This window comes from Streptomyces sp. DSM 106670 (genome assembly GCF_055792845.1).
This window is the reverse complement of sequence record NZ_CM147704.1, coordinates 4044984-4066566: the sequence shown is the minus strand read 5'-3', so window position 1 is coordinate 4066566 and position 21583 is coordinate 4044984. Positions and strand designations below refer to the sequence as shown.

Here is a 21583-nt window from a genome sequence, read left to right as displayed (position 1 = left end):
GGCTGCCGGACCCGCTGCCGCCGTTCGGCCGGGGGCCCGGACCCGTACCCGTCAGATCTGGGTCAGGGCCCAGATGCCGACCGCGAAGCAGATCAGCGCCACCACCAGCACCGGGACCGCCACCTTCGGGGGCGGTCCCGGACGCGTCTGCCGTACGGGGGCGTGGGGCGCGGCGTGCTGCACCGGTGGGGACGGTACCGGCGGGTGCTGCTGCGCGGTGTAGGCGCGGGTGGACGCGGGGTCGGGTACGCCGGAGGTCGGCGCCTGGGAGGAGTGCGGTGCGCCGACGGCGTACGGGGGCGGCGCGTCCGTCGTGAACGGGGCGGCGGGCGGCGGCTGCTGGAACCCCGGCTGGGCGTACGGCTGTTGCTGCTGCGGTGCGGCCGCGGGCGGGGGCGCGAGGTGGAAGCTGCCCGTCTCCGACATGGAGACCGGGGGCGGTGCCGAGGGCTGTACGCCGGAGGTCTGTGGAGCGGCGCCGTTCGCGGGGCCGGGTACGGTGCCGGCGGGCTGCTGGGGGGCGGTGACCGGGCCGTCGGGGCCGAAGCCCGCGGGCAGCGGCCCGATCTGGTCGAACACCTCCACCGGCTCGTCGTCCGGGCCGGCTTCGGGCAGCATCTCGACCGCCGCGGTCAGGGCCTTGCGCGCGCCCGTCGCGGTCCGGAACCGGGCGTGCGGATCGGGCTGGAGCAGCCCGGCGAGAACCTGCCACAGCGGCTCGGGAATGCCGTTGGGGGCGCCCGGGGTGCCGTGCTCGGCGAAGTGCTCGACCAGCGCCTGGGAGTCGGGCTTCTGGCCCTGGAGGAGGTAGAGCGCGACCAGGCCGACCGCGAAGAGGTCGGCGGGGAAGTCGGGCTCGGCGCCCATCATCTGCTCGGGAGCGAAGTAACCGGGCGTGCCGACCACGTAGTTGGTCTCGGTCAGCCGGGGTTCGCCCTTGCGCATCGAGATGCCGAAGTCGGAGAGGCGCAGATGCGGGCGGCCCGTTCCGGTCGCCTCCATCAGGATGTTGGCGGGCTTGATGTCGCGGTGCACCACCCCTTCGGCGTGCACCGTGGACAGCCCGGAGAGCAGCTGGTCCAGCAGCAGGCAGACGAAGCGCGGGGGCAACGGGCCGTAGTCGCCTATGACATGGGCGAGCGATCCGCCGCTCACCAGGTCCATGGTGAACAGGACCTTGTCGTCGTCGGCGGCCCAGCTGGCCGGTGCCAGCACATGCGGGTGCTCGATGCGCAGGGCCTGCTCGCGGACGAAGCGCAGCAGCGTGTGCGCGTCGCTCTGCTGGAGCACCTTGGCCGCGACGTACCTGCGGCGGCGGTGGTCCCAGGCCCGCCAGACGGCGCCGACCCCACCGCGTCCGATCGGATCGATCAGCTCGTACCGACCGGCGAAGACCTCACCCATTGTGCTGCGCCCGCTCCCCGTTCCTGTGGTGCCGCGGCGTCCGCCGCGGCCCGTGTCCGGCCCCCGTGTCCTGCCGGTACCAGGGCGCTGCGCGGTGCGCGTGCCCTGGCTCCGTCGTCGTTCCGTCGTGCTCCGGAGCCGCTCGCTAGCTCTGGTGCCCCTCGTAGTGCGCGACCGCGTCCGCGGTGCGTCCCGCTCCGTACACCTTGAGGAACTCTGCCAGCTCCGGGTGGGTCGGGGCGAGGGCGTCCGCGGCATCGATGATGTCGCCGGCGGCCGCGACCGACCGCAGCAGGGACTGGATCTCGCGGACCACACGGCGGACGGTGGGGGCGCCCCCGGTGGAGGTGGTCTGGCCGGTGGAGGTCAGGACGGAGCCGCCCTGCGACTTCTTGATCTCCTCCATGCGCTCGGTGGCCTCGCCCGCGCTGACGCTGCCGTCGGCCACCTGGCTCGCCAGCTCCTGGAGGGCCTGGACGCGCTGGACCACCGCGGGGTTGCCGATCTTGGCCCGCTGGCCGCTCATCAGCTGGGAGAGCATCGGGGCGGAGAGCCCGAGAACAGCGGCCAGCCGGGCCTGATTCAGACCGAGATCATCGATCAGCCTTCGGAAGAGCGCCCCCAACGGCTCCCCGTACCAACTGCGTTGAAGCTCTCTGGCTCTTGCCGTCGCCTCTTGTTGCGCTGCGTCCATGGCGTCTCCCCATCGCTGCGGCTTCGCTGCTGCGAACCTTGCGAGCATCTTACGGAGCGTGGTCGTTCCCGGGGAGTCCCTATCCTTTTGCAGGATTACGGGGGTCACCCGGTACTCTGGTCTGCGACGGTAGCCCTGGCGCGGATGTGCTGGACGTTGCCATCGTTCGTCATGGCCCGGGGCCTTAGCTCAGTTGGTAGAGCGCTGCCTTTGCAAGGCAGATGTCAGGAGTTCGAATCTCCTAGGCTCCACAGCAAACAGAACCCCCTGACCTGCAGAAATGCGGTCAGGGGGTTCTTTTCAGAACAGCGTGCGGGAGCCCTCCGGTACGCCCATGGACGTGAACAGTGCGTCCGCCCGGTGCCGGCAGTCGGCCGCCTCGGTGGGTTCCCGCGACTGTGCGTGGGCCTTGGCCATGCCGTCCAGGGCGAGTGCCTCCTCGAAGCGGAAGCCGATGCCGGCCGAGAGGTCCCGGGCCTGCCGGTGGTGTCGGAGGGCTTCGGCCGGTTCGCCCAGGGCGCGGTGGACCCGGCCCGCGGCGTTCATCACCGCCGCCTGGCGTACGGCCACATCCGCCTGTTGCACCAGGGCGCGGGCGCGGTCGATCAGGGTGAGGGCCGTGTCCGCCCGGTCGAGCAGGGTCATGACATCGGCGGAGCAGGCCAGGACGAACGCCGTGTTGGCGGGGCTGTGCACCTGCTCGCAGAGGTCCTGGGCCGCCGTGAGGAGGTGCGCCGCCTCCGCCGGGTCGCCCAGTGCGGTGCGGGCGAGCGCCAGGTGGGTGAGGCCGAGCGCGGAGTTGTGGGTCTCTCCGGTCGACTCGAAGATCTTGATGGACTCCTCGGCCGCCTCCGCGGCCTCGATGAAACGGCCGGTGCGCAGGCGGACGGAGCTGAGGATGTTCAGCGACGAGGCGAGGCCCCGGACCAGGCCGAGCCGGGCCTCCATCCGGGCCGCCTCCTCGGTGTGGCGGAGCGCGGCGGGGAAGTCTCCGAGGCTGTTGTAGTTCTGCCCCAGACCGCCCAGGCACGCCGCCTCCGCGCGTTCGTCGCGGAGCTCGCGCGCGAGGACCCTGGCCTCCTCCAGGCAGGCCACGCTCTCCCGGAAGCGCCCCAGCGGCCACAGGTGCATGGCCAGGTTGGTGAGGTTGAGCCGCAGCAGGGCGACGTCCTCCAGCTGCCGTGAGGCGTCGACCGCCCTGCGGTAGGCGGTGCAGGCCATGCGCGGGTAGTTCCTGATGTCGGAGTGGAAACCCAGCTCGCGCGGCAGGGTGGCCGCATGGCGCGGCAGCCCGTGCGCGTGGGCGACCTCCACCGCGGCGAGCAGGTCGTCGCGGTGCAGGTCCAGCCAGGCCAGCGCGTCGTCCCTGCTGCCGAAGCCGGGGTGCAGCGAACGGCCCGGAGGCAGGAAGTCGCCGTACGGCACCCGCTCCGGGAAGAGGGTGGCGTTGGCCCGTTCCGCCGTGTGGACGTAGTGGTCGAGCAGCCGCCGGGTCGCCGCGGCGTCCTCCGGCGCGGTGGACTCGTCGGACAGGCCGCCCGCGAAACTGCGGACGAGATCGTGGAGGGTGTACCAGCCCGGCCGGTTCTCCTGGAGCAGATGCGCGTCGGTGAGGGCTTCCATCAGCTGCTCGGCGTCCTCGGTGCCGGTGCCCAGCAGCGCCGCCGCGTCCTCGGTCCCGATCACCCGGCCCGGGTGCAGGCTCAGCAGCCGCAGACCCGTGCGCTGTTCCGGCGGCATGGAGTCGTACGACAGCCGCAGCACCCCGGCCACGCTCCGGCCGCCGGAGCTGAGCTCGGCCAGCCGCCGCGCGTCGTCGTTGAGCCGTTCCACCAGCCGCCGCACCGTCCAGTTGGTGCGGTTGCGGAGCCGTCCCGCGGCGATGCGGATCGCCAGCGGAAGGCGGCCGCACAGCCGTACGAGTTCGATCACGGCGTCCGGCTCGCGGTCGACCCGCCCGGCCCCGACGATCCGTCTGATCAGCTCTATGCCGTCCTGCTCGGGCAGCACGTCGAGGGAGAGCCACTCGACGGCGTCCAGGTCGACCAGGCGGGGGCGGCTGGTGATCAGGGTGAGGCAGTGCGGCGAGGACGGTATGAGGGAGCGGACCTGCTCGGAGTCGGCGGCGTTGTCGAGGACGACGACGAGTCTGCGCCGCCGGGTGACCGACTGCCAGAGCGCGGCCCGGCCCGCGGCGGTCGCCGGCAGCTCCGTGCCCGACACCCCGGCCATGGCCAGCAGCGCCTCATGGGCGGCCGACGGGGAGAGCGGCTCCTGCCCCGGGGTGAACCCCCGCAGATCGATGAACAGTTGACCGTCCGGATACCACTCGGCGAGCTGCCAGGCCGCGCGCGCCGCCAGTGCGGTCTTGCCGCTGCCGCCCATGCCGTCGATGGCGACGATATGGGCCGACTGCCCCCGGGTGCGCTCCGCGGCGTCCCGGATCCAGTCGAGTTCGGTGGCCCGTCCGGAGAAGTCCTGCAGGCCGTAGGGCAGGGTGTTGGGCTCGTCGGCCTCCACGGCCGCCGGCCCCGCCGATCTCGTATAGCCGGTGTGTGCGGTGTGGCCCGGGGTGCCCGGCGCGCCCCGCTCTCCCGTCGGTCCGGTCGTCCCCGCCGGTTCCTCCGGCGCGGGCGCGGGCGGCACGGCCGCCGGGTGGCGGAGCGGGGCGAGGTCGGGGCTCTGCCGCAGTATGCGCTCGTACAGGCCGGACAGTTCGGCGCTGGGGTCGATGCCGAACTCCTCGGCCAGCAGCGTCCGGGCCCGCCCGTACTCCTCCAGCGCCTCCGCCTGCTGACCGGTGCGGTACAGCGCCAGCATCAGCTGGCGGCGCAGGGTCTCGCGCAGCGGGTGCCGCTGGACGAGGGTGCGCAGCGCGCCGATGATCTCGGCGTCCTTGCCGGCGTCCAGCCGCAGCTCGAACAGCTGCTCCGTGGCGCCGAGATGCTGCTCCTCCAGGGCCGCCGAAGCACCGTTGATCACCGGCCCGCCCTCGCCCGCCAGGACGGGGCCGCGCCAGAGTTCGAGGGCCTGGTGGAGGCGGTCGGCGGTGGTCGCGGACTCGCCGCGCGCCTTCGCCTCCCGGGCCTGCCCCAGCAGGGTCAGATACCGGCCGAGGTCGACCTGTTCCGGGGTGACGCAGGCCCGGTAGCCGGGTCCGTCGGTGACGATGGTCTCGGGGCCGTACGGGATGTTCTGCCGCAGCTCCGCTATGGCCTTGCGTACCTGGTGGGCGGCGCTGCTGGGTGGCGCGTCGTCCCAGCCGGCGTCCACCAGCCGGTGCACCGGGATGACGCGGTTGGCCTCCAGCAGCAGCATCGTCAGCGTGCGTTCGCGCAGCCGCCCGCCCAGCCGTAGCGGATGCTCGCCCTGCCACCCCTTCAGGGCGCCGAGGATCTGGAAAGTCGGCTTCGTGAGCGTCCCCGTGCGTGCTCTTTCGCCCATGGTGATGTGCTGCCCCCCGCAGATACGTACCATCCAACGTGAGGATCGATCCGCACCGGAGTTGTGTCAACCACGCCTCGCCCGAGTCGGATCGGGGCGTACGAGGGGCGCACGAGGGGGCGCACTCGGGGGCCGGCCGGCTCAGCCGTTGCCCTTGTTGTCCTCCAGCTTGCCGTCGTCACCGGCCGCCGGGGCCGCCTGGGCCGAGGACGCCGACGAGGTGTCCGTCGCCTCCGCGCCGAACGGGGCGGCGCCGCCCCAGATGAGCACCGCTGCCGCGGCGAGTGCTACGAGCCCTGCGAATCCGGTGGTACCGCGCATTTTCTGTTCCCCCTGTGGGTGTCGGTCGTGCTTCGCAGGAGGAAGACTGCCGGGCGCCGTTCCCGTTCCGTTCCCGTCTCGGCACCCGGCGTCACATGACGACCGGCCGGCGCTCCGGAGGTCAGGTCAGGTCAGCTCCGCGGCCGCCCCGCCTCCCCGGCGCCGGGCTCCCTGCCAGGGCGTACGTCCGTGCGGAGCAGCGTCCGGACATGGCCCACCCGCCGGGCGGTCTCCCGCTGCGAGCCGCCGGTGACCACCACATAGCCGTGTCCGGTGTCGGCCGTGGCGCCGTCCTCGGCCGCCGGCGGCACCACCGCACCGGTCCCGAACGGAAAGCGCACCGCGTGCACGTACGGCAGGACGCTGATGCTGTCGAGCCCCGCGACGGACCACAGCCGGCCCGCCGGCACCCGGAAGAAGCCGATCTCCGCACAGCGGTACGGGGGCGGCAGCCGGGCGGGCTCGCCGTGCCACGGACCGCCGTTCCCGTCCCGGGACAGCACGACGCCCCGGGAGAGTTCGATCAGGAACGGGATCCTGGCGCCGCCGTGCCCGGGCCCGGCCCGTACCGGCACGGGCCCGCCGGATGTGTTCACGAACTCGACATGTACCGGCCCCGTGCGGTGGCCCGCCCGTCGCAGCAGGGCGTGCGACTGCTCCTCGGCGGCGGCCCGGTCGGGATCGGGCAGCGGCGCCGGATGGACGTACCCGGCGGGCCGCCGTGCCGTGACGCCCAGGGTGAGGTGCCGGCCGTCCAGGGAGAGCGTGCTCACGCTGAACTCCCCCTCGCGCGCGGGTGCGTCGGGGTGACCGCGCCGCTGGGACCGTACGGCTTCCATGAGCGGTCCGGAGTTCTGACACGGGATCACGGCTGTCCGCTCCCCGACCCGGCCTCCGGCGCCTCGTGCGCCGCCGGGTCCGGCTCCCCGGCCTCCTCCTCCGGTACGGCGCCGACGGCCTCGTCCGGCCAGCGCAGGATGGCGGGGGCCAGCAGGATCGTGGCGGCGAGGTGGACGGCGCCCCCGGCGATCCAGGGCGCGGCCAGGCCGAACTCGGCGGCGACGAACCCGCCGACGAAGGCCCCCAGCGGCAGCGCCCCGAAGCAGACCATGCGCGAACCGGCGCTGACCCTGCCGCGCAGGTCGTCCGGGGTGAGGCGCTGGCTGACGGAAGCCGCCATCACGTTCCACACCGCGAGACCGGCGGACCAGACGCAGAACAGCAGCACGACCACCCAGGGCTGACGGCCGATCAGCCCGATCGCCATCAGGCTGAGCGAGCTGCCGAGCGAGACGGTGACGGCCACCTTCCGGGCCCCGAGCCACCGGACGATCCGCTCGCTGACGAGCGCGCCCGCCACCCCGCCGGTCGCCATGGCGGCCAGCAGCAGTCCGTACCCCATGTCCCCGACGCCCAGGACCTGCTGGGCGAAGAGCACCTGGATCGACAGGGCCATCAGCGCACCGAAGTTGGAGACGGCGGCCATCGCCACGATCACGCCGAGCACCCGGTGCCGCATCACATAGCGCAGCCCCTCCGTCGCCTCGGCCAGCAGCTTCGGCCGCTCCCGGCCCTCCTCCAGGTCCGGGCGCTCCGGCTGGAACCGGCCGTTCGCGCCGTTGATCCGCATCAGGAGCAGCAGCGAGGCCAGGTAGGTGATCGCGTTGAACCACAGCGGCAGCGGCAGGGCGAAGGCGAACAGCGCGGTGCCCAGCGGCGGTCCGGCGAACTGCTTGCCGATCGTCTCGGCGGTCACGATCCGCCCGTTGGCGGTCTCCAGCCGGCTGCGCGGCACCAGATTGGGGATCATCGCCCGGCTGGCGCCGGTGAACAGGATGTCGCCGGTGCACAGCAGGAACGCCAGCAAATACACCATCCACAGCTGGACGAACCCGAAGGACGCCAGCATCGCGAAGCAGAACAGCAGCCCGCCCTGGGCGGCCTGGGTGCGGAGCATCAGCCTCCGGCGGTCGAAGCGGTCCACCAGCACGCCGCAGGGCAGGGCCAGCAGCAGCCAGGGCAGCTCATGGGCCACGCTCACCCAGGAGATCAGCCGGGGATCCTCAGTGATCTTGCTGGCGAGCAGCGGCAGCGTCGCGATGATGACGCCTTCGCCCAGCGTCTGGACCGAGTAGGCCGACACCTGGAAGCCGTAGTCGCGGCCCAGCCGGTGGCGCTGCTTCTTCGTGGGGGGAGAAGGGTCGAGCACGTCGGACGTCATCGGGTGGCACCTCCCGCGACGGTCGCGGCCGGCGCGCCCGTCGCGTCGTCGGGGCAGAGGAACAGGCCGGCGACGCGCCGCTGTTCCAGAGGGATGTCGGAGGGGGCGCCCACGGGTATGAGCCGGCCGCCGCCGCCCGCGTAGCCGGAGGGCAGGTAGAACATCCCCCAACAGGCCTCCCAGTCCGCGGTGCGCCCGGTGGCGGGGTCGTACAGCCGCTCGGCGCGGGGCACGACGCGCCGCTGCACCACCGCTCCTCCGGCCGCCGCCGCGCGCAGCGCCCGCCACCACGCGTCGTCGTCGGTCTCCCAGCCCCGGACGATGCCCTGGCCGCCGAAGCCGGTGTCGGGCTTGAGGATGAGGCGCTCGCGCTCGTCGCGCAGCTGCTCGGCCAGCTCCCGGTCCCCGTCCAGGGCCGCCTCGTCGGGCAGGGCGCGGGTCCAGGGCAGCCTGCGGTCCACGACGCGCCGCTCCTCGTCGCTGAGGTGGCCGCGCAGCCGGGGGTCGGAGAGATGGGCGAGGAAGCGTTTGTTGTCGCCGGCCTGCGGGGTGATCCACAGGGCCACCCGGCCGTCCTCGTGGGCCTCCAGGAGGCGTTCGGTCTTCTCCGTGTTCTCGGCGTCCGCGGTGACCTGGTCCAGCGAGAACACCCGGAATACCACGTCCACCGGTACGTCCCCGAGCAGTACCCGGCCGTCGCGGAAGGTCACGTCGGTGATCTCGCCGAGGTGGCAGTCGAGATCCCGCAGCCGCAGCGCCTCCGTCAGCGGGCGCCACGCGTCGCCGTACTCCGCGAGCCCGCCCGGACCTTCGAGGACCGCCACCACCGGGTCGTGGCCGGACGTCACCGGTGTGGCCACCTCCCGCAGCGCGTCGGCCAGCATGCCCACGGTGTCCGTGTGCCGCAGGCCGTGCGTGCCGGCGAACTCCCGGAAGTGCGGGAACTCCCGCAACGCCTCCGGGATCTCGCTCACCCAGTGGGCGCCGCCCGCGTCGCTGGAGGCGTTCACCTCCAGGACCTTCAGCGACTCGCCGTCGTGGTAGGCGTCGATGCGCCCGAAGGGCGGCGCGGGCCGGGTCCGGGGGCGGCACATCAGCCGGGCCTGGACCTCGGGAATGCCGAGCTCCGCGGCGAGCCGCCGGGGGTCGCCGTCGAAGAGCCGCAGATGCGCGGTGGTGAGCAGGCCGACCAGGACCATCAGGTCCTCGCCGAGCGCGCGTGTCTCGCCGGCCCCCAGCAGCAGGGGCCTGGAGAGGCGGGGGACGCCGAAGGTGTGCAGCCGCTCGAACCGGCCGCCGTTCAGGTCGATCCGGGCCAGTTCGCTGCCGGCGCGGGCGAGTTCCCGGTCCAGGAGCTCCGTGATGCGGGCCGGTGTCTGGGTGGTCGCGATGGTCGTCATCATCCTTGCGGCGTCCGTCGTCGGGAGGGGGAGGGGCTGGGGCTGGGCTGTGCCACGCGGCGGTCGATGACCGGGCGGATCTTGGCGCTGACCGGGTTGCGGGGCAGCTCCCCCTCGGCCAGGCACTCGACGACCAGCTCGAAGGCGGACAGGCTGTCGTCGTACAGCTGCTCGTCGCTCAGGGCCGGGAGCGTGCTGGTCAGATGGGCGCGCACGCGGGCCGCGTCCAGCGGCTCCGGCGACTCGGTGCGCAGGATCAGCGTCTCCCGGTGCTCCCGGGTGTCCAGTTCGAGCTGGAGCTGCGAGACCCGGAAGGTCTCCAGGGCCGCGAGGACCTCGTGGTGGTGGACCGTGCAGGACTTGAACCGGAGCAGGCCGTCGGAGCGGCCCAGATACTCCAGGGTGCGGCCCGAGACGCCGCAGGCGCAGTCCCGTTCGACGATCCGTCCGACGTCCCCGATCCGGTAGCGGATCAGCGGGCCCTCGAACTTCTGCAGGCTGGTGACGAGCAGTTCCCCGCTCTCGCCGTCGGGCAGCGGCCGGCCCTCGTCGTCGACGACCTCGATGAGGTTGTAGTCGTCGTTGAGGTGGTGCAGCGTGCCGCCCAGTTCACCGCACTGGTAGCCGAGCTGGGCACCGTCGTTGGCCGCGAGGATGCTGGTGATCTTCCGGGTGCCGAGCTCGGTTCGGAGCCACTTCTTGTCGGACTCGGTCATCGCCGTGCCGCCGTAGATGACCGTCTCGATGCGCAGCCCCGGGTGCTGCTTCTTCGCGTCGCGCAGCAGCGGCAGGATCAGCGCGGGCTGGCCCAGCAGGACGTTGGCGTCGAAGTGGTCGACCAGCTTCAGCAGCAGGTCGACGGTGATCTGCTGGCCGGTGGAGTACGCCTCCACCGGCAGCCGGGTCAGCTCGCTCGCGCTGGTCAGCAGCCCGCCGTACATGCTGCCGCCGATCAGGGTGTTGACGACCCGGTCGCCGTTGCGCACGCCCAGCTCCCGCAGGACGGGCAGCGCCTCGCGGACCATGTTCTCCCAGTCGGTGCGGGAGAAGACGACATAGCGGGGCTCGCCGCTGGTGGCGCCGCTGCGCAGCACCTCCCCGCTGGGGCGGGCGCCGCTGGACAGGTCGGCGGAGCGCGGCAGGGAGTGCGCTTCGAGCAGGTCCTTGGTGAGCATCGGGAGCCGGTCCAGCTCCGCGGTGCCGCGCACCCGGGGCAGGTCGCGGTAGTACGGGGCGCGGCGGGCCGTGCCGAGGAGATAGCGCAGCTTGGCGTCGAGCCGCCCGGTGCGCTCGGGGTCGGCGTTGCGGACGGCGGCCAGCGTGGTGCCGGGCAGATACACCCGGCGCAGCAGGCCCCGCGTCCAGTCGTCGCGGGCGTCGAGGGCGCTGACGGGCGCCGGGAGGCCGTCGCCGGCGGCCGGGACCGCGATCCCGATGGCCGGTTCGCCCGGGGTACGGGACGGGGCGTACAGCTGCTCGTCCCACCACGCCGGAAGCGGCCGGTCGCCGGGCACGGGCACCAGGTCGGGCACGGTGACCGGCAGGGCGTCGGCCGGGGCGTCCGGACCGGTGACCCGTCCTTCGGGCAGCGGCAGACCGGTGCCGCGCAGGGTCTCCAGCACCTCCTGCCACAGGGCGGGGCGGCTGCTGCGGATCACCACGGTGTTGCCGGTGGCCCAGGCGTACAGCAGTCCGCGCAGGGTGTTGCCGGGCCGGTGGTCGTCGAGGGCGACCGCCCCGGCGGGCCGGAGTTCGTACACGTCGTTGGTGTCGGCGAGGGGCTGCCAGGGGTACTGGCTGAGCCCGCCGAGCAGTTCGTCGAGCGCCTCGGCGAGCGGTGCGCCGTCCAGCAGGGGGACGAGACCGTCGAGCTTCTCGCGCCGCAGCAGTGCGGTCAGCGGGGCCGCCGCCTCTTCGACGGCGAGCAGCAGGTCGGTGGGGTAGTGCCTCACAGGGTCGCCTCCGCCCGGGCCGTTTCCTGGTGCGCGGTGTGGTGCAGGGTGATGCGCCGGGCGCAGGTGCGCAGGAAGGCGCCGAGCTTCTCCGGGTCGGTGTGCGAGGCCTCGATGAACACCGGAACCTCCCATTCCTGGTAGGTGACGTGGTCGGGGAGCGGCAGTTCGGGGTCGAGCAGGTGGATCCGGTCCACGCACGGATCGGCGCGCAGCTCGTCGGGGATCTCGACGCGGACCGTGCTGCCGGCCGGCAGATGGTGTCCGGGCAGCGCCACCCAGCCGTGGTGGAGCCCGGACGCGGCGTCCGGCGCGGGCCGGGGAAGCCCCAGCCGCAGGGCGATCTCGTGGGTGGGCAGATGCACCCCGGTGTGGCGGTGGTGCATGGTGACGATGCCGCCGCCGCCGACCCGGTTGGCGATCTCCAGGAAGACCGTCTCGCCGTCGGCCGTGGTGAAGAACTCCAGATGGACGCAGCCCTCGGTGATGCCGAGCGCCTCGACGACCCGGGAGGTGAACGCCCAGTGCTCCTCGGTGCGGTGGATCTGGTGCGATCCGAGCGGGCTGCCGTCGAGGTACTCGGCGGGCTTGTTGACGTAACGGCTGACCACCAGATCGGTCAGGACGCCGTCCGTGACGAGCCCGTCGGCGTGGTGGAGCTCGCCCTCGACGTACTCCTCGATCTGGTAGTCGTGCGGCTCGGGCAGCCTGCGGTACGCGCCGAGGGCCTCACGGGCGCTGTCGAAGATCATCACGTTCTCGCTGGACGCGCCCTGCCGGGGCTTGACCACGGTCCGGCCCTGCCACGGCAGCGGGCCGCAGGACGGCGGCGCGTCCACGAAGCGCGGCAGCCGGATGCCGGAACCGCGCAGGGCCTCCTTCATCAGGACCTTGTCCCGCACCAGCCGGATCTGCTCCTCGGAGGGGCCGGGAAGCCCCAGGTGGAGCCGGACCCGGGTGGCTTCGAGGATCCCGAACTCGGACAGGGCCAGCACCTTGTCGAAGCCGTCGGCCGGGCCGGTGCGCGCGGTGATCCCGGCGACCAGGTCCTCGTCGTCGCCGAGCACGACGCGCTCGCACCGCAGGGTGTCGGGGAGGTTCTCCATCGCCGTGGCGCGTCCGATGTAGGTGACGTGGTGCACGGCGTGGTCGATGCCCCGGTCGTACGAGATCTTCTGGTACGGAACCTGATGGATGACAAGAATCTTCAAGGGCGTAGTCATGGGCGCACGGCTCTCATCCTTGGTATTCGAGGGCGGTGATCCCCCAGCTGAAACCCATGCCGCTGGTGGCCAGCAGGATCAGTTCGCCGGAGCTCAGAAGTCCGTCGTCGCTGAGGTCGCGCAGGGCGATGAAGGGATCGGCCCCGCCCATGTGGCCGAACCGGTGGTAGTTGAAGACGCTGCGCGAGGCCGGGATGCCCAGCTCGTTCAGCAGCCGTTCGTGCATGCTCCGGTCGCCCTGGTTGATCAGCAGCCGGCCGACGTCGTCGATGTCCCGGCCCAGTTCCTTCAGGGTCTGCCGGACGAGCTCCGTGAAGGTGCGGACATAGGCGTCCGCCAGGCCGGAGCGGTGCGGGCCGCGCCGGATGACGACCCGGTCGTTCCGGCTCTCGCCGTGGTAGTAGTCGGACCAGCTGGGGTCCGTGCGCATCGCGGAGTGCAGGACCCGGAAGGAGGTGGCGGCGTCGCCGTCGGCCGCCAGCAGGATCGCGGCGGCCGCGTCACCGAAGTTGAACAGGCCCTTGGACGCCGGATCCGCGTAGTCCACCATCGTGCTGAGCCGGTCGCCGACCAGCACGAGTGCGTACTCCCCGGGCCCGAGCGCCGGGTTCTGGGCGGCCAGCCACAGGGCCGCCGCCCCGGCGTTGCAGAAGTTCGCCACCTCGAAGCAGTGCGCCTCGCCGATGCCCAGCCGGTCGGCGACCTTGGCGGCCGGCGACCAGAAGGGCCGGTCCCAGGCCCCGGATCCGGCGTAGAGGACCTGCCGGACGCGGTGCGGCGGGGCCGCCGTACGGTCCAGCACCGTACGGGCGGCCCGCACCGCCAGCTCCCAGGCCGGCTCGCCGTCGCCCAGCACCGGGAAGCTCTCGGTGTGGGTGATCCGGGCGATGTCCGCGACGGGGACACCCGAGGCGCGGTGCATCGCGTGGATGTCGGCCGTCGCGGACGGGAAGCTCACCGCGAAGTCGACTATGCCTCCCACGGCTCGGCCGCATCGATGCTCACCCGGTGCACGGTGCGGACGGCGTCCGGCGCCACCGCGGTGGCCGCGTGGTAGGTCGTCTCCGTCTTCCAGACCACCAGGTCGTCGGTGGTCCAGCGGTGCGTGTAGACCCGCTCGGGGTCCTGGATGAGGCTGTCCAGCAGCGCGAAGAACTCCGCGTTCTCGTTGGCGTCGAACCCGACGACGGAGTCCATGTACTCCGGGGCGCCGTAGAGGTACTGGCGTCCGCTGGCCGGGTCGCGCTTCACCAGCGGGTGCTCGACCTTCGGGTACTCCTGGTCGACGAGCGCCCGGAACTCGGCGATGGACAGGCCGACATGCTCGCTGCCGATGCGCTGCCGCTTGTTCACGGTGTGCAGCGCGGTGCGGTCGGCGATCCGCTGCTTCCACTCCTCGGGCAGCCGGTCGTACACGTCGCAGGCGCTGGCGTACAGCGTGTGGCCGCTGGTGCTGGGCACCTGCACCCCGTGCAGCATCGTGTACGGGGCCGGGTTCTGCTGGTACGTGGAGTCCTGGTGCCAGAAGTTGCCCACGCGGGCCACGCCGATCGGCTTCTTGGCGCGGGTGGCGTTGGAGGAGATCATGATCTCCGGGAACTCGGGGTGGCGGTACTTCGCCATCAGGAAGGGCTTCGGCGTGCCCAGCCGGCCCGCGAGCTCGACCTGCTGCTCGGGGGTGATGCGCAGGCCCCGCACCACCACCAGCTCACGCTGGTGGACGATGTCGACGAGGGTCTGCCACACCTCGTCGCGCTTCAGGTCGTCGTAGGTGACGCCGAGCATCACCGAGCCGATGAACGGCGTGAGCTGCTCGACCTGTACAGGGGTGGTCGTAGACATGGTGAAGGTGTTCCTCTCCTCGGACAGCGGTTTCACGTGGTGGTGAGGCAGGTGTGCATCGCCTCGGCGAAGCCCTCGATCTGCTCGGGGGTCCTGAAGGGCTGGACCGTGACCCGGAAGCGTTCGCTTCCCTTGGGCACGGAGGGGTAGTTGACGGGCTGGACGTAGATGTCGAACTCGTCGAGAAGTCGTCGCGAGACCTGTTTCACCCGGTCGCCGCCCGGCACGATGATGGGCACGAGATGGGTCGGGGCCGCGATGAAGTCGATGTCCCGCCGGGCCAGTTCGGCGCGCATGCGGTCGGCGTTCTCCCGCAGCGTCTTCCGCAGCAGCCGGCCGGTGTCACCGCCGATGATGTCCAGGCTGCGCACGGTGGCGTCCAGGCTGGACCGCGGGATGGTGGTGGTGAAGATGAATCCGGGGGCGTGCGAGCGTACGTAGTCCAGGGCGTCGTCCGGCCCGGCCACATAGCCTCCGGTGGTGCCCACGGCCTTGCCGAACACCCCCTGCACGAAGGTCGCGCGGTGGTCGCCGATCTCCTCGCAGATGCCCGCCCCGGTCGGTCCGTTGACCCCGATGGCGTGGGTCTCGTCCAGATAGGTGAGGGCGTTGTAGCGCTCCGCGAGGTCGCAGATCTCGCTGATGGGCGCGATGTCCCCGTCCATCGAGTACACGGACTCGAAGACGATCAGCTTGGGCCGTTCCAGGGGGTAGCCGGCGAGCAGCTCCTCCAGGGCGGCCAGGTCGCTGTGGGCGAACACGTGCCGGGTGTTCTTGGTCGCGCGGATGCCCTCGATCAGCGACCGGTGGTTCAGCTCGTCGGAGAGGACCACGGTGTCCGGCAGCGCCTTCAGCAGAACGCTCAGCGTCTCGAAGTTGGCGACGTACCCGCTGTTGAAGACCAGCGCGCGTTCCTTGCCGTGCCACTCGGCCAGCTCCCGCTCCAGCCGGGCGTGCGTCTCGCTGGTCCCGGCGATGTTGCGGGAGCCGCCGTTGCCGACGCCGTGCTGGACGGTGGAGGTGATCTGTGCCTCCATCACCTCGGGGTGCTGGCTCATCCCCAGGTAGTCGTTGGTGCACCAGACCTGGATACGGCGGCCGTCGTGCATGGCGTGCCCGCGGTCGTGGGCGATGTAGGAGCAGGGGGTGAACTCCCGGTAGAGCCCGGTGCTCCGGAGCTTTTCGAGCTCGGCACCGAGCCCGCTGAAAGCGGATGGGGAGCGGGCGACGAGCGATGACGCGGCCATGGTTTCCCTTCGCTGTTCCTCCCGGGTCTGTCCTCCGGGGCGTTGAAAAACAGCGTGCAGGGGCCGCTTCCCCGCTCGGTCCCGTCTGCTTCCCCCGCCGGTACCCCGGTCGCGGAGGGCCATGGAACGTCTCGGCGCCAGGAGTCGTTTCCAGACAGACCGCCTCCGGGCATCGCGTACCGGGGGCACCAGGCACACTCATACGTAAACAGTCGAGCCACCGAAGGACTCAGGCATGATCACGTTGACGAAGGAAGACGGCCCGGCGGACCTGGGCGGGGTGACGCACCTGTCCATCGGGGCGTCCTGGGACCCGACCGTCGGCAGCAGCGGCGGTCTGATGGGGAAGATCAAGCAGAAGGCCGGCACGGACCTCGACCTGATCGCGATCGCGCTGCAGGGCGGGGACCCGGTGCGGCTGGCCGGGCTGGACTCCCTGGACCCGCTGGGCAACGGCTCACTGGTGCACAGCGGCGACAACCAGACGGGTCACGGGGACGGCGACGACGAGACGGTGACCGTCGAGTTCGCCAAGATTCCTTCGAACATCACGTCGATCGTCTTCATCGCCGCCGCGTACAAGAAGCGCAGCGCGTTCAAGAACGCGCGCAACATCAGCTTCAAGGTGTACGACGCGACGGGCGGCAGCACGCAGCAGGTCGCCGACATCTGGCCGAGCATGCTCACCCAGGACAACGGCGTCGCCGTCGCCAAGGCGATCCGCGAGGGCGCGGGCTGGAAGCTCCAGGTGATCAACGAGACCGGGAAGATCAAGCAGGGCGACGAGCAGGCCCTGATGCGCTTCGCCGTGAGCCGATAGTCACCGGTCGTCGCCGGGGGCCGAAGCCCTGGCGCCGCCGTCGTGGCGGAGCCGGCCGGCCGGCCGGACACACGGCTGACGCACACGCGGCTGCGGTGACCACCGGAGTGGTCACCGCAGCCGCGTTCGTTCTTTCCGGGGTACCGGGTACCGGGAGCCGGGATCAGGGCCGGTCGTCGAGGCCCGGGGTGTTCCCCCCGCCCGACTCGGCCTCGTCCTGCTTGGCCTTGACCTCCGGGTCGAGGTCGGCCCGGCTGCTGCCGTCGACCGAGCTCAGCGGCGAACGCTCGTCGCCCACCTCGGTGGCGACGGGCGGCTCGACCAGCCAGTCCGGGTTGGCCTGCTTGTCCCACCAGCGCCAGGCGGCATAGGCGCCGCCCGCCAGCACGCCCAGCACCAGGAAGCCCTTCGCGGCCCGGCCGGCCTTGGCCCGCCGCTGGTGCTTCCTGGCCAGCTTCTGGATCTCCTTGGCGGTCACCTGGGTACGCAGCGCCGCCAGGGCCGCCGCGCTGCGGGCCGACGCCTGCTCGGCGACGGGCAGGGCCACCGCCCGGGCGTGCTCGACGCGGGGCGCGGTGTAGTCGGCGGCGCTCCGTGCGGCCTTACGGGTGGAGACCGCGGCGCGGTGCGCGGCCTCGTCGACCCGGGGCGGCACATGCGAACGGGCCTGTTCGAGGCGCGGTGCGAGATGGGACGCGTACTGGACACGGGCCTGCTGGGCCGCCTTCGTCACCTTCGGTGCGAGCCGTACGCGCGCCTCGTGCGCGTAGTGGGCCGCCTGCTCCTTGGCCGTGTCGGCGTAGGGCGCCACCACTTCCGCGGCGTGCTGCGCGCTGTCCTTCGCCGAGTCGGTTGCGGCGCGCACGCTGTCGATGCGGGTCACGAGATCCTCCTCCTTGGTGGCGGGTAGGTACTCCGCCTGTCCGCCCAGTTCGAAATCATGCCTGTTGTGGCCATGCCCGGCATGCGGGGCGGGCATCCGGGTCATGATCGTCATTTGCGGTCAAAACGGTTCATGCGAAGTGTGCCGACGACAATGCCACGGTTCGGCGGTGAACGCGCCGTTTCGCCCGGCATCCGGCCGTACATTTCCCGGTCCGTGGGAGGATCGGCGGACGTCGGCGAAGGATTCGACGGCGGGCGAAGGACGAAGGAAGGCAGATCGTGGCCGAGCAGCTTTACGCCACCTTGAAGACCAGTCAGGGCGACATCGAGATCCGGCTCCTGCCGAACCACGCCCCCAAGACGGTCAGGAACTTCGTCGAGCTGGCCACCGGACAGCGCGAGTGGGTCAACCCGGAGACCGGCGAGAAGACCACGGACCGGCTGTACGACGGCACCGTCTTCCACCGCGTCATCAGCGGTTTCATGATCCAGGGCGGCGATCCGCTGGGCAACGGCACCGGCGGTCCCGGCTACAAGTTCGCCGACGAGTTCCACCCGGAGCTGGGCTTCACCCAGCCGTATCTGCTGGCCATGGCGAACGCGGGCCCGGGGACGAACGGCTCGCAGTTCTTCCTGACCGTGTCCCCCACCGCCTGGCTGACCGGCAAGCACACCATCTTCGGCGAGGTGGCGGGCGAGGCCGGCCGCAAGGTCGTCGACGCCATCGCGGCCACCCCGACCAATCCGCGCACCGACCGTCCGCTGCAGGACGTGGTGATCGAGTCCGTGGTCGTCGAGACCCGCTGACCGACCGCCGCCCGCCCGGCCTCGCGGGAGACCCCCGGGGCGTCGGGCGCGGGAACCAACCGCCCCGCCCGTCCGTACTTGTTACCGAGCGGACCAGCGGGGCGGCTCTGTCCGCGCCGCCCGAGTGACGAGGACCGAGAGGCAGGCCAGGACCGATGGAGCAGCAGCCGCCGGGGGACCGGGCCGCCGCGGGAAGCGGTGTGCCGACGCCGACCTGCTACCGCCATCCCGACCGCGGGACCGGCATCAGCTGCACGCGCTGCGAGCGGCCGATCTGCCCCGAGTGCATGGTCAGCGCCTCGGTCGGCTTCCAGTGCCCCGACTGCGTACGCCAGGGTTCGGGCACCGGGCACCACCCGGCGGCCTCCCGGCCGCGCACCCTGGCGGGCGGGTCGGTGGCCGCCGATCCGCGCCTGGTCACCAAGATCCTGCTCGGCATCAATCTCGCGGTCTTCCTCCTGGTCAGCATCCGTCCCGAGCTGGTGAACGATCTGACGCTGCTCGGGCGGGCCTGGGACCCGAGCCCGCCGCCGGGATCCATCGAAGGCGTCGCCGAGGGCCAGTGGTACCGCCTGGTGACCTCGATGTTCCTGCACCAGGAAGTGGTGCACATCGGGTTCAACATGCTGGGGCTGTGGTGGCTCGGCGGACAGCTGGAGGCCGCGCTCGGCCGCTCCCGCTATCTCGCCCTCTATCTGCTGTCCGGCCTCGCGGGCAGCGCCCTCACCTATCTGATCGCCGCGCCCAACCAGCCTTCGCTGGGTGCGTCCGGCGCGGTCTACGGCCTCTTCGGCGCCACCGCCGTCCTGATGCGCCGGATGAACTACGACATGCGTCCGGTGCTGGTGCTGCTGGCGATCAACATGGTCTTCACCTTCACCTGGGGCGGTATCGCCTGGGAGGCGCACGTCGGCGGACTGATCGCGGGTGTCGCCATCGCCGTCGGCATGGTCCACGCCCCGCGTGAGCGGCGTACGGCGGTGCAGGCGGGGACGTGCGCGCTCGTCCTGCTGGCGACGGTCGGGATGATCGTCGCCCGGACGATGACGCTCACCTGACCCGGATCCTGTGCGGAACGGGGCCCTCCACCCCCAGGCGGACCGAAGTTGTCCACAGTGTGCGCAGAATCTTGTGCATGGCAAGAGGAACATGCGTTCCCGTAGTCGCTGAGCTGGGTCTTTCCGCCCGGACAACGGGGTGCAGCCCCCCTCGATGAGGGAGGCTGCAGTCACACCGGCGTCAACTTGAGTGGAGGTTATCCACAGATCGTCTGACCTTTTCCCCCAGCTGTGGATAACTCTGTGGGTAACTCAGGGCAAGGCTTGCGCGGAGGCGGGGAAGCGGTCCGTCACTTCCACTGCGTCGACACGGCGAAGCCGCCGGCGATGAAGCCGAAGCCGACCACGATGTTCCAGTTGCCCAGGGCGTCGACCGGCAGATCGCCTTCGGTCACGTAGAACACCACGATCCAGGCCAGCCCGATGAGGAACAGGGCCAGCATCACCGGAGCGACCCAGCTGCGGTTGGTCAGCTTGATAGCCGTTGCCTGCTTCGCCGGGGGCGGCGTGAAGTCGGCCTTCTTGCGGATACGTGACTTCGGCACGAGGGACTCTCCTGTCGATGCGCTGCGTGACCGCGCAGGGATCTGTGGCGGGCGCCGGGGGCGGGGTGTCAGGGGGAATGCTGCTCCCCCCGAGCGTCCGTTAGCGTAGTGCTTCCCTGGCGCCTGATGAGATAAGGGTACGTTGAGCAATTCTGCCGACTCCCCCGAAGGCCCGGCCCGGCGCACCTCCGTGTGGGCGGTCCGGGGGCTCACCGCTGCGGTTTTCGCCCTGGCCGGACTCATCTTCGTCACCAGCGCCAACACCGCCAAGGGCACCAATCTGCGCAGCGACTCCTCGCTGCTCAAGCTCTCCGACCTGATCAGGGAGCGCAGCGAGAAGAACGGCGAGCTGAACGACTCCGCCGCCGCCGTGCGTGCGGACATCGACGCGCTCGCCCAGCGCGACGACGGCTCCACCAAGGCCGAGGACGCCCGGCTGAAGGCCCTGGAGAAGGCGGCCGGCACCACGAAGATCAGCGGCGACGCGGTCAGCGTGACCCTCAACGACGCGCCCCCGGACGCCACCGCCAACCCCGGCTACCCCGAGCCCCAGCCCAACGACCTGGTCATCCACCAGCAGGATCTGCAGGCCGTGGTGAACGCGCTCTGGCAGGGCGGGGCCCGCGGAATCCAGGTGATGGACCAGCGGCTGATCTCCACCAGCGCGGTCCGCTGCGTGGGCAACACCCTGATCCTCCAGGGCCGCGTCTACTCCCCGCCGTACAAGGTCACCGCGGTCGGCGACCCGGGCAGGCTCAAGCGGGCCCTCAACGACTCCACCGCGATCCAGAACTACCTGCTGTACGTGAAGGCGTACGGGCTGGGCTGGAAAGTCGACGAGAACGAGGCGGTGACTCTTCCCGGGTACTCGGGCACAGTGGATCTCCACTACGCACAGCCTGTGGAGTGAGCCCGAGCTGAGCCCCGGGGAGGCCGTCCGGTGTCGGTGCGACTCGTCGTCAGAACCTTCAGCGAACTCTGCATCACCGTCGGCGCCCTGATCGTGCTCTTCGTCGCCTATCTCCTGCTGTGGACGGGGGTGAAGGCGGCCGACGCGGCCGAGGGCGAGATCGACTCGCTCCGGAGCCAGTGGGCCCGGCAGCCGGTGACACCGGCCCCACCGCCCGCCACCACCGAGCCGTCCGACGAGCCCTCCACCGATCCGTCCGCCGAGCCCTCCGCTCCGGCGGCCCCGGCCCCGTACCGCGACGGAAAGCCCTTCGCGACGCTGCACATCCCCCGCCTCGGCTCCGGCTGGGAGTGGCCGGTCCTGGAGAACACCGAGGCCACGACCTTGCAGAAGGGGCTCGGGCACTACCGCGGAACGGCCCGCCCCGGTGACACGGGCAACTTCGCGGTGGCCGGCCACCGGCGGACGTACGGCGACCCGTTCAAGGACTTCCCGGAACTGCGTCCCGGGGACGTGGTGATCGTCAACGACGGCACGACCTGGTTCACGTACCGCGTCGCGAAGAAGCCGTACCGGACCGTGCCCACCGACACCGCCGTCGTCGACCCGGTGCCCCGTGGCTCCGGCTTCGAGGGCGCCGGGCGCTATCTGACGCTCACCACGTGCGAGCCGGAATGGGGCAGCAGCCACCGGCTGATCGCCTGGGCGCATCTGGACGCGACGCGGCCGGTGAGCGACGGCAGACCGCCGGAGCTTTCCGGATGAGTCCTGCCCGGCCGGAGCTTTTCCCCAGCTGACCCACTCCCCGGC

At 71.6% G+C, this 21583-nt stretch carries 19 protein-coding genes and 1 tRNA gene; 6 read left to right on the top strand and 14 right to left on the bottom strand.

The window, feature by feature from the left end; genetic code table 11:
* Positions 1-51: 51 nt before the first annotated feature.
* Positions 52-1404, bottom strand: coding sequence for a serine/threonine protein kinase (locus tag ACSMXR_RS17990; RefSeq protein WP_473172323.1), 1353 nt, complete (start codon positions 1402-1404; stop codon positions 52-54).
* Positions 1405-1549: 145 nt separating this feature from the next.
* Complete coding sequence (locus ACSMXR_RS17985; RefSeq protein WP_103509445.1) at positions 1550-2098, bottom strand: helix-turn-helix domain-containing protein; 549 nt, start codon at positions 2096-2098, stop codon at positions 1550-1552.
* 178 nt (positions 2099-2276) lie between these two features.
* Between ACSMXR_RS17985 and ACSMXR_RS17980 the strand changes: the two genes are divergently transcribed.
* Positions 2277-2349: transfer RNA gene (locus tag ACSMXR_RS17980), tRNA-Ala, on the top strand.
* 49 nt (positions 2350-2398) lie between these two features.
* Here ACSMXR_RS17980 and ACSMXR_RS17975 read toward each other — a convergent pair.
* The 10 genes from ACSMXR_RS17975 to hemA all read right to left on the bottom strand — a co-directional run bounded on the left by ACSMXR_RS17975 (position 2399) and on the right by hemA (position 15748).
* Positions 2399-5542, bottom strand: coding sequence for an AfsR/SARP family transcriptional regulator (locus ACSMXR_RS17975; RefSeq protein WP_381847072.1), 3144 nt, complete (start codon positions 5540-5542; stop codon positions 2399-2401).
* Positions 5543-5683: 141 nt separating this feature from the next.
* Positions 5684-5863, bottom strand: coding sequence for a hypothetical protein (locus tag ACSMXR_RS17970; protein WP_137229372.1), 180 nt, complete (start codon positions 5861-5863; stop codon positions 5684-5686).
* 131 nt (positions 5864-5994) lie between these two features.
* The gene (locus ACSMXR_RS17965) at positions 5995-6636 is read right to left on the bottom strand and encodes a hypothetical protein (protein ID WP_473172322.1); all 642 of its coding nucleotides are present in this window, start codon (positions 6634-6636) and stop codon (positions 5995-5997) included.
* A 92-nt stretch (positions 6637-6728) separates the two neighbouring features.
* Positions 6729-8084 (bottom strand): MFS transporter, encoded by a 1356-nt coding sequence (locus tag ACSMXR_RS17960; protein ID WP_137229368.1) that lies wholly within the window; start codon positions 8082-8084, stop codon positions 6729-6731.
* The gene (locus ACSMXR_RS17955; protein WP_473172321.1) at positions 8081-9487 is read right to left on the bottom strand and encodes a hypothetical protein; all 1407 of its coding nucleotides are present in this window, start codon (positions 9485-9487) and stop codon (positions 8081-8083) included. The genes ACSMXR_RS17960 and ACSMXR_RS17955 overlap by 4 nt, the downstream gene beginning before the upstream one ends.
* The gene (locus ACSMXR_RS17950; protein WP_473172320.1) at positions 9484-11436 is read right to left on the bottom strand and encodes a phenylacetate--CoA ligase family protein; all 1953 of its coding nucleotides are present in this window, start codon (positions 11434-11436) and stop codon (positions 9484-9486) included. Before ACSMXR_RS17950 ends, ACSMXR_RS17955 begins: the two co-directional genes overlap by 4 nt.
* The gene (locus tag ACSMXR_RS17945) at positions 11433-12659 is read right to left on the bottom strand and encodes an ATP-grasp domain-containing protein (protein ID WP_473172319.1); all 1227 of its coding nucleotides are present in this window, start codon (positions 12657-12659) and stop codon (positions 11433-11435) included. The genes ACSMXR_RS17950 and ACSMXR_RS17945 overlap by 4 nt, the downstream gene beginning before the upstream one ends.
* 13 nt (positions 12660-12672) lie before the next feature.
* Positions 12673-13641, bottom strand: coding sequence for a 3-oxoacyl-ACP synthase III family protein (locus tag ACSMXR_RS17940; protein ID WP_030077200.1), 969 nt, complete (start codon positions 13639-13641; stop codon positions 12673-12675).
* Positions 13629-14501 carry a TauD/TfdA dioxygenase family protein gene (locus tag ACSMXR_RS17935; protein ID WP_098023786.1) on the bottom strand — a complete coding sequence of 291 codons (873 nt, stop codon included), beginning with the start codon at positions 14499-14501 and terminating at the stop codon, positions 13629-13631. The genes ACSMXR_RS17940 and ACSMXR_RS17935 overlap by 13 nt, the downstream gene beginning before the upstream one ends.
* 32 nt (positions 14502-14533) lie before the next feature.
* On the bottom strand, positions 14534-15748 hold the full coding sequence (gene hemA, locus ACSMXR_RS17930; RefSeq protein ID WP_218525672.1) for a 5-aminolevulinate synthase: 1215 nt from the start codon (positions 15746-15748) through the stop codon (positions 14534-14536).
* 235 nt (positions 15749-15983) lie between these two features.
* Here hemA and ACSMXR_RS17925 point away from each other — a divergent pair, with 235 nt between their 5' ends.
* Positions 15984-16568, top strand: coding sequence for a TerD family protein (locus ACSMXR_RS17925; protein WP_030077175.1), 585 nt, complete (start codon positions 15984-15986; stop codon positions 16566-16568).
* 163 nt (positions 16569-16731) lie between these two features.
* Here the strand turns inward: ACSMXR_RS17925 and ACSMXR_RS17920 are convergent, their stop codons facing one another.
* The gene (locus ACSMXR_RS17920; RefSeq protein WP_137229360.1) at positions 16732-17451 is read right to left on the bottom strand and encodes a DUF5324 family protein; all 720 of its coding nucleotides are present in this window, start codon (positions 17449-17451) and stop codon (positions 16732-16734) included.
* 281 nt (positions 17452-17732) lie between these two features.
* Between ACSMXR_RS17920 and ACSMXR_RS17915 the strand changes: the two genes are divergently transcribed.
* Both ACSMXR_RS17915 and ACSMXR_RS17910 read left to right on the top strand, forming a co-directional pair.
* Positions 17733-18260, top strand: coding sequence for a peptidylprolyl isomerase (locus tag ACSMXR_RS17915; RefSeq protein ID WP_030626686.1), 528 nt, complete (start codon positions 17733-17735; stop codon positions 18258-18260).
* A 155-nt stretch (positions 18261-18415) separates the two neighbouring features.
* The gene (locus ACSMXR_RS17910) at positions 18416-19318 is read left to right on the top strand and encodes a rhomboid family intramembrane serine protease (protein WP_137229358.1); all 903 of its coding nucleotides are present in this window, start codon (positions 18416-18418) and stop codon (positions 19316-19318) included.
* A gap of 290 nt (positions 19319-19608) precedes the next feature.
* On the opposite strand, the gene crgA is transcribed toward ACSMXR_RS17910, so the two are convergent.
* Complete coding sequence (gene crgA, locus ACSMXR_RS17905; protein WP_003967902.1) at positions 19609-19863, bottom strand: cell division protein CrgA; 255 nt, start codon at positions 19861-19863, stop codon at positions 19609-19611.
* Between the two features lie 142 nt (positions 19864-20005).
* Between crgA and ACSMXR_RS17900 the strand changes: the two genes are divergently transcribed.
* Together ACSMXR_RS17900 and ACSMXR_RS17895 are read left to right on the top strand one after the other, a co-directional pair.
* Positions 20006-20773 carry a DUF881 domain-containing protein gene (locus tag ACSMXR_RS17900; protein ID WP_170994420.1) on the top strand — a complete coding sequence of 256 codons (768 nt, stop codon included), beginning with the start codon at positions 20006-20008 and terminating at the stop codon, positions 20771-20773.
* A gap of 30 nt (positions 20774-20803) precedes the next feature.
* Entirely contained in the window at positions 20804-21538 is a 735-nt protein-coding gene (locus ACSMXR_RS17895) for a class E sortase (protein WP_473172318.1), read from the top strand.
* Positions 21539-21583: the final 45 nt, after the last annotated feature.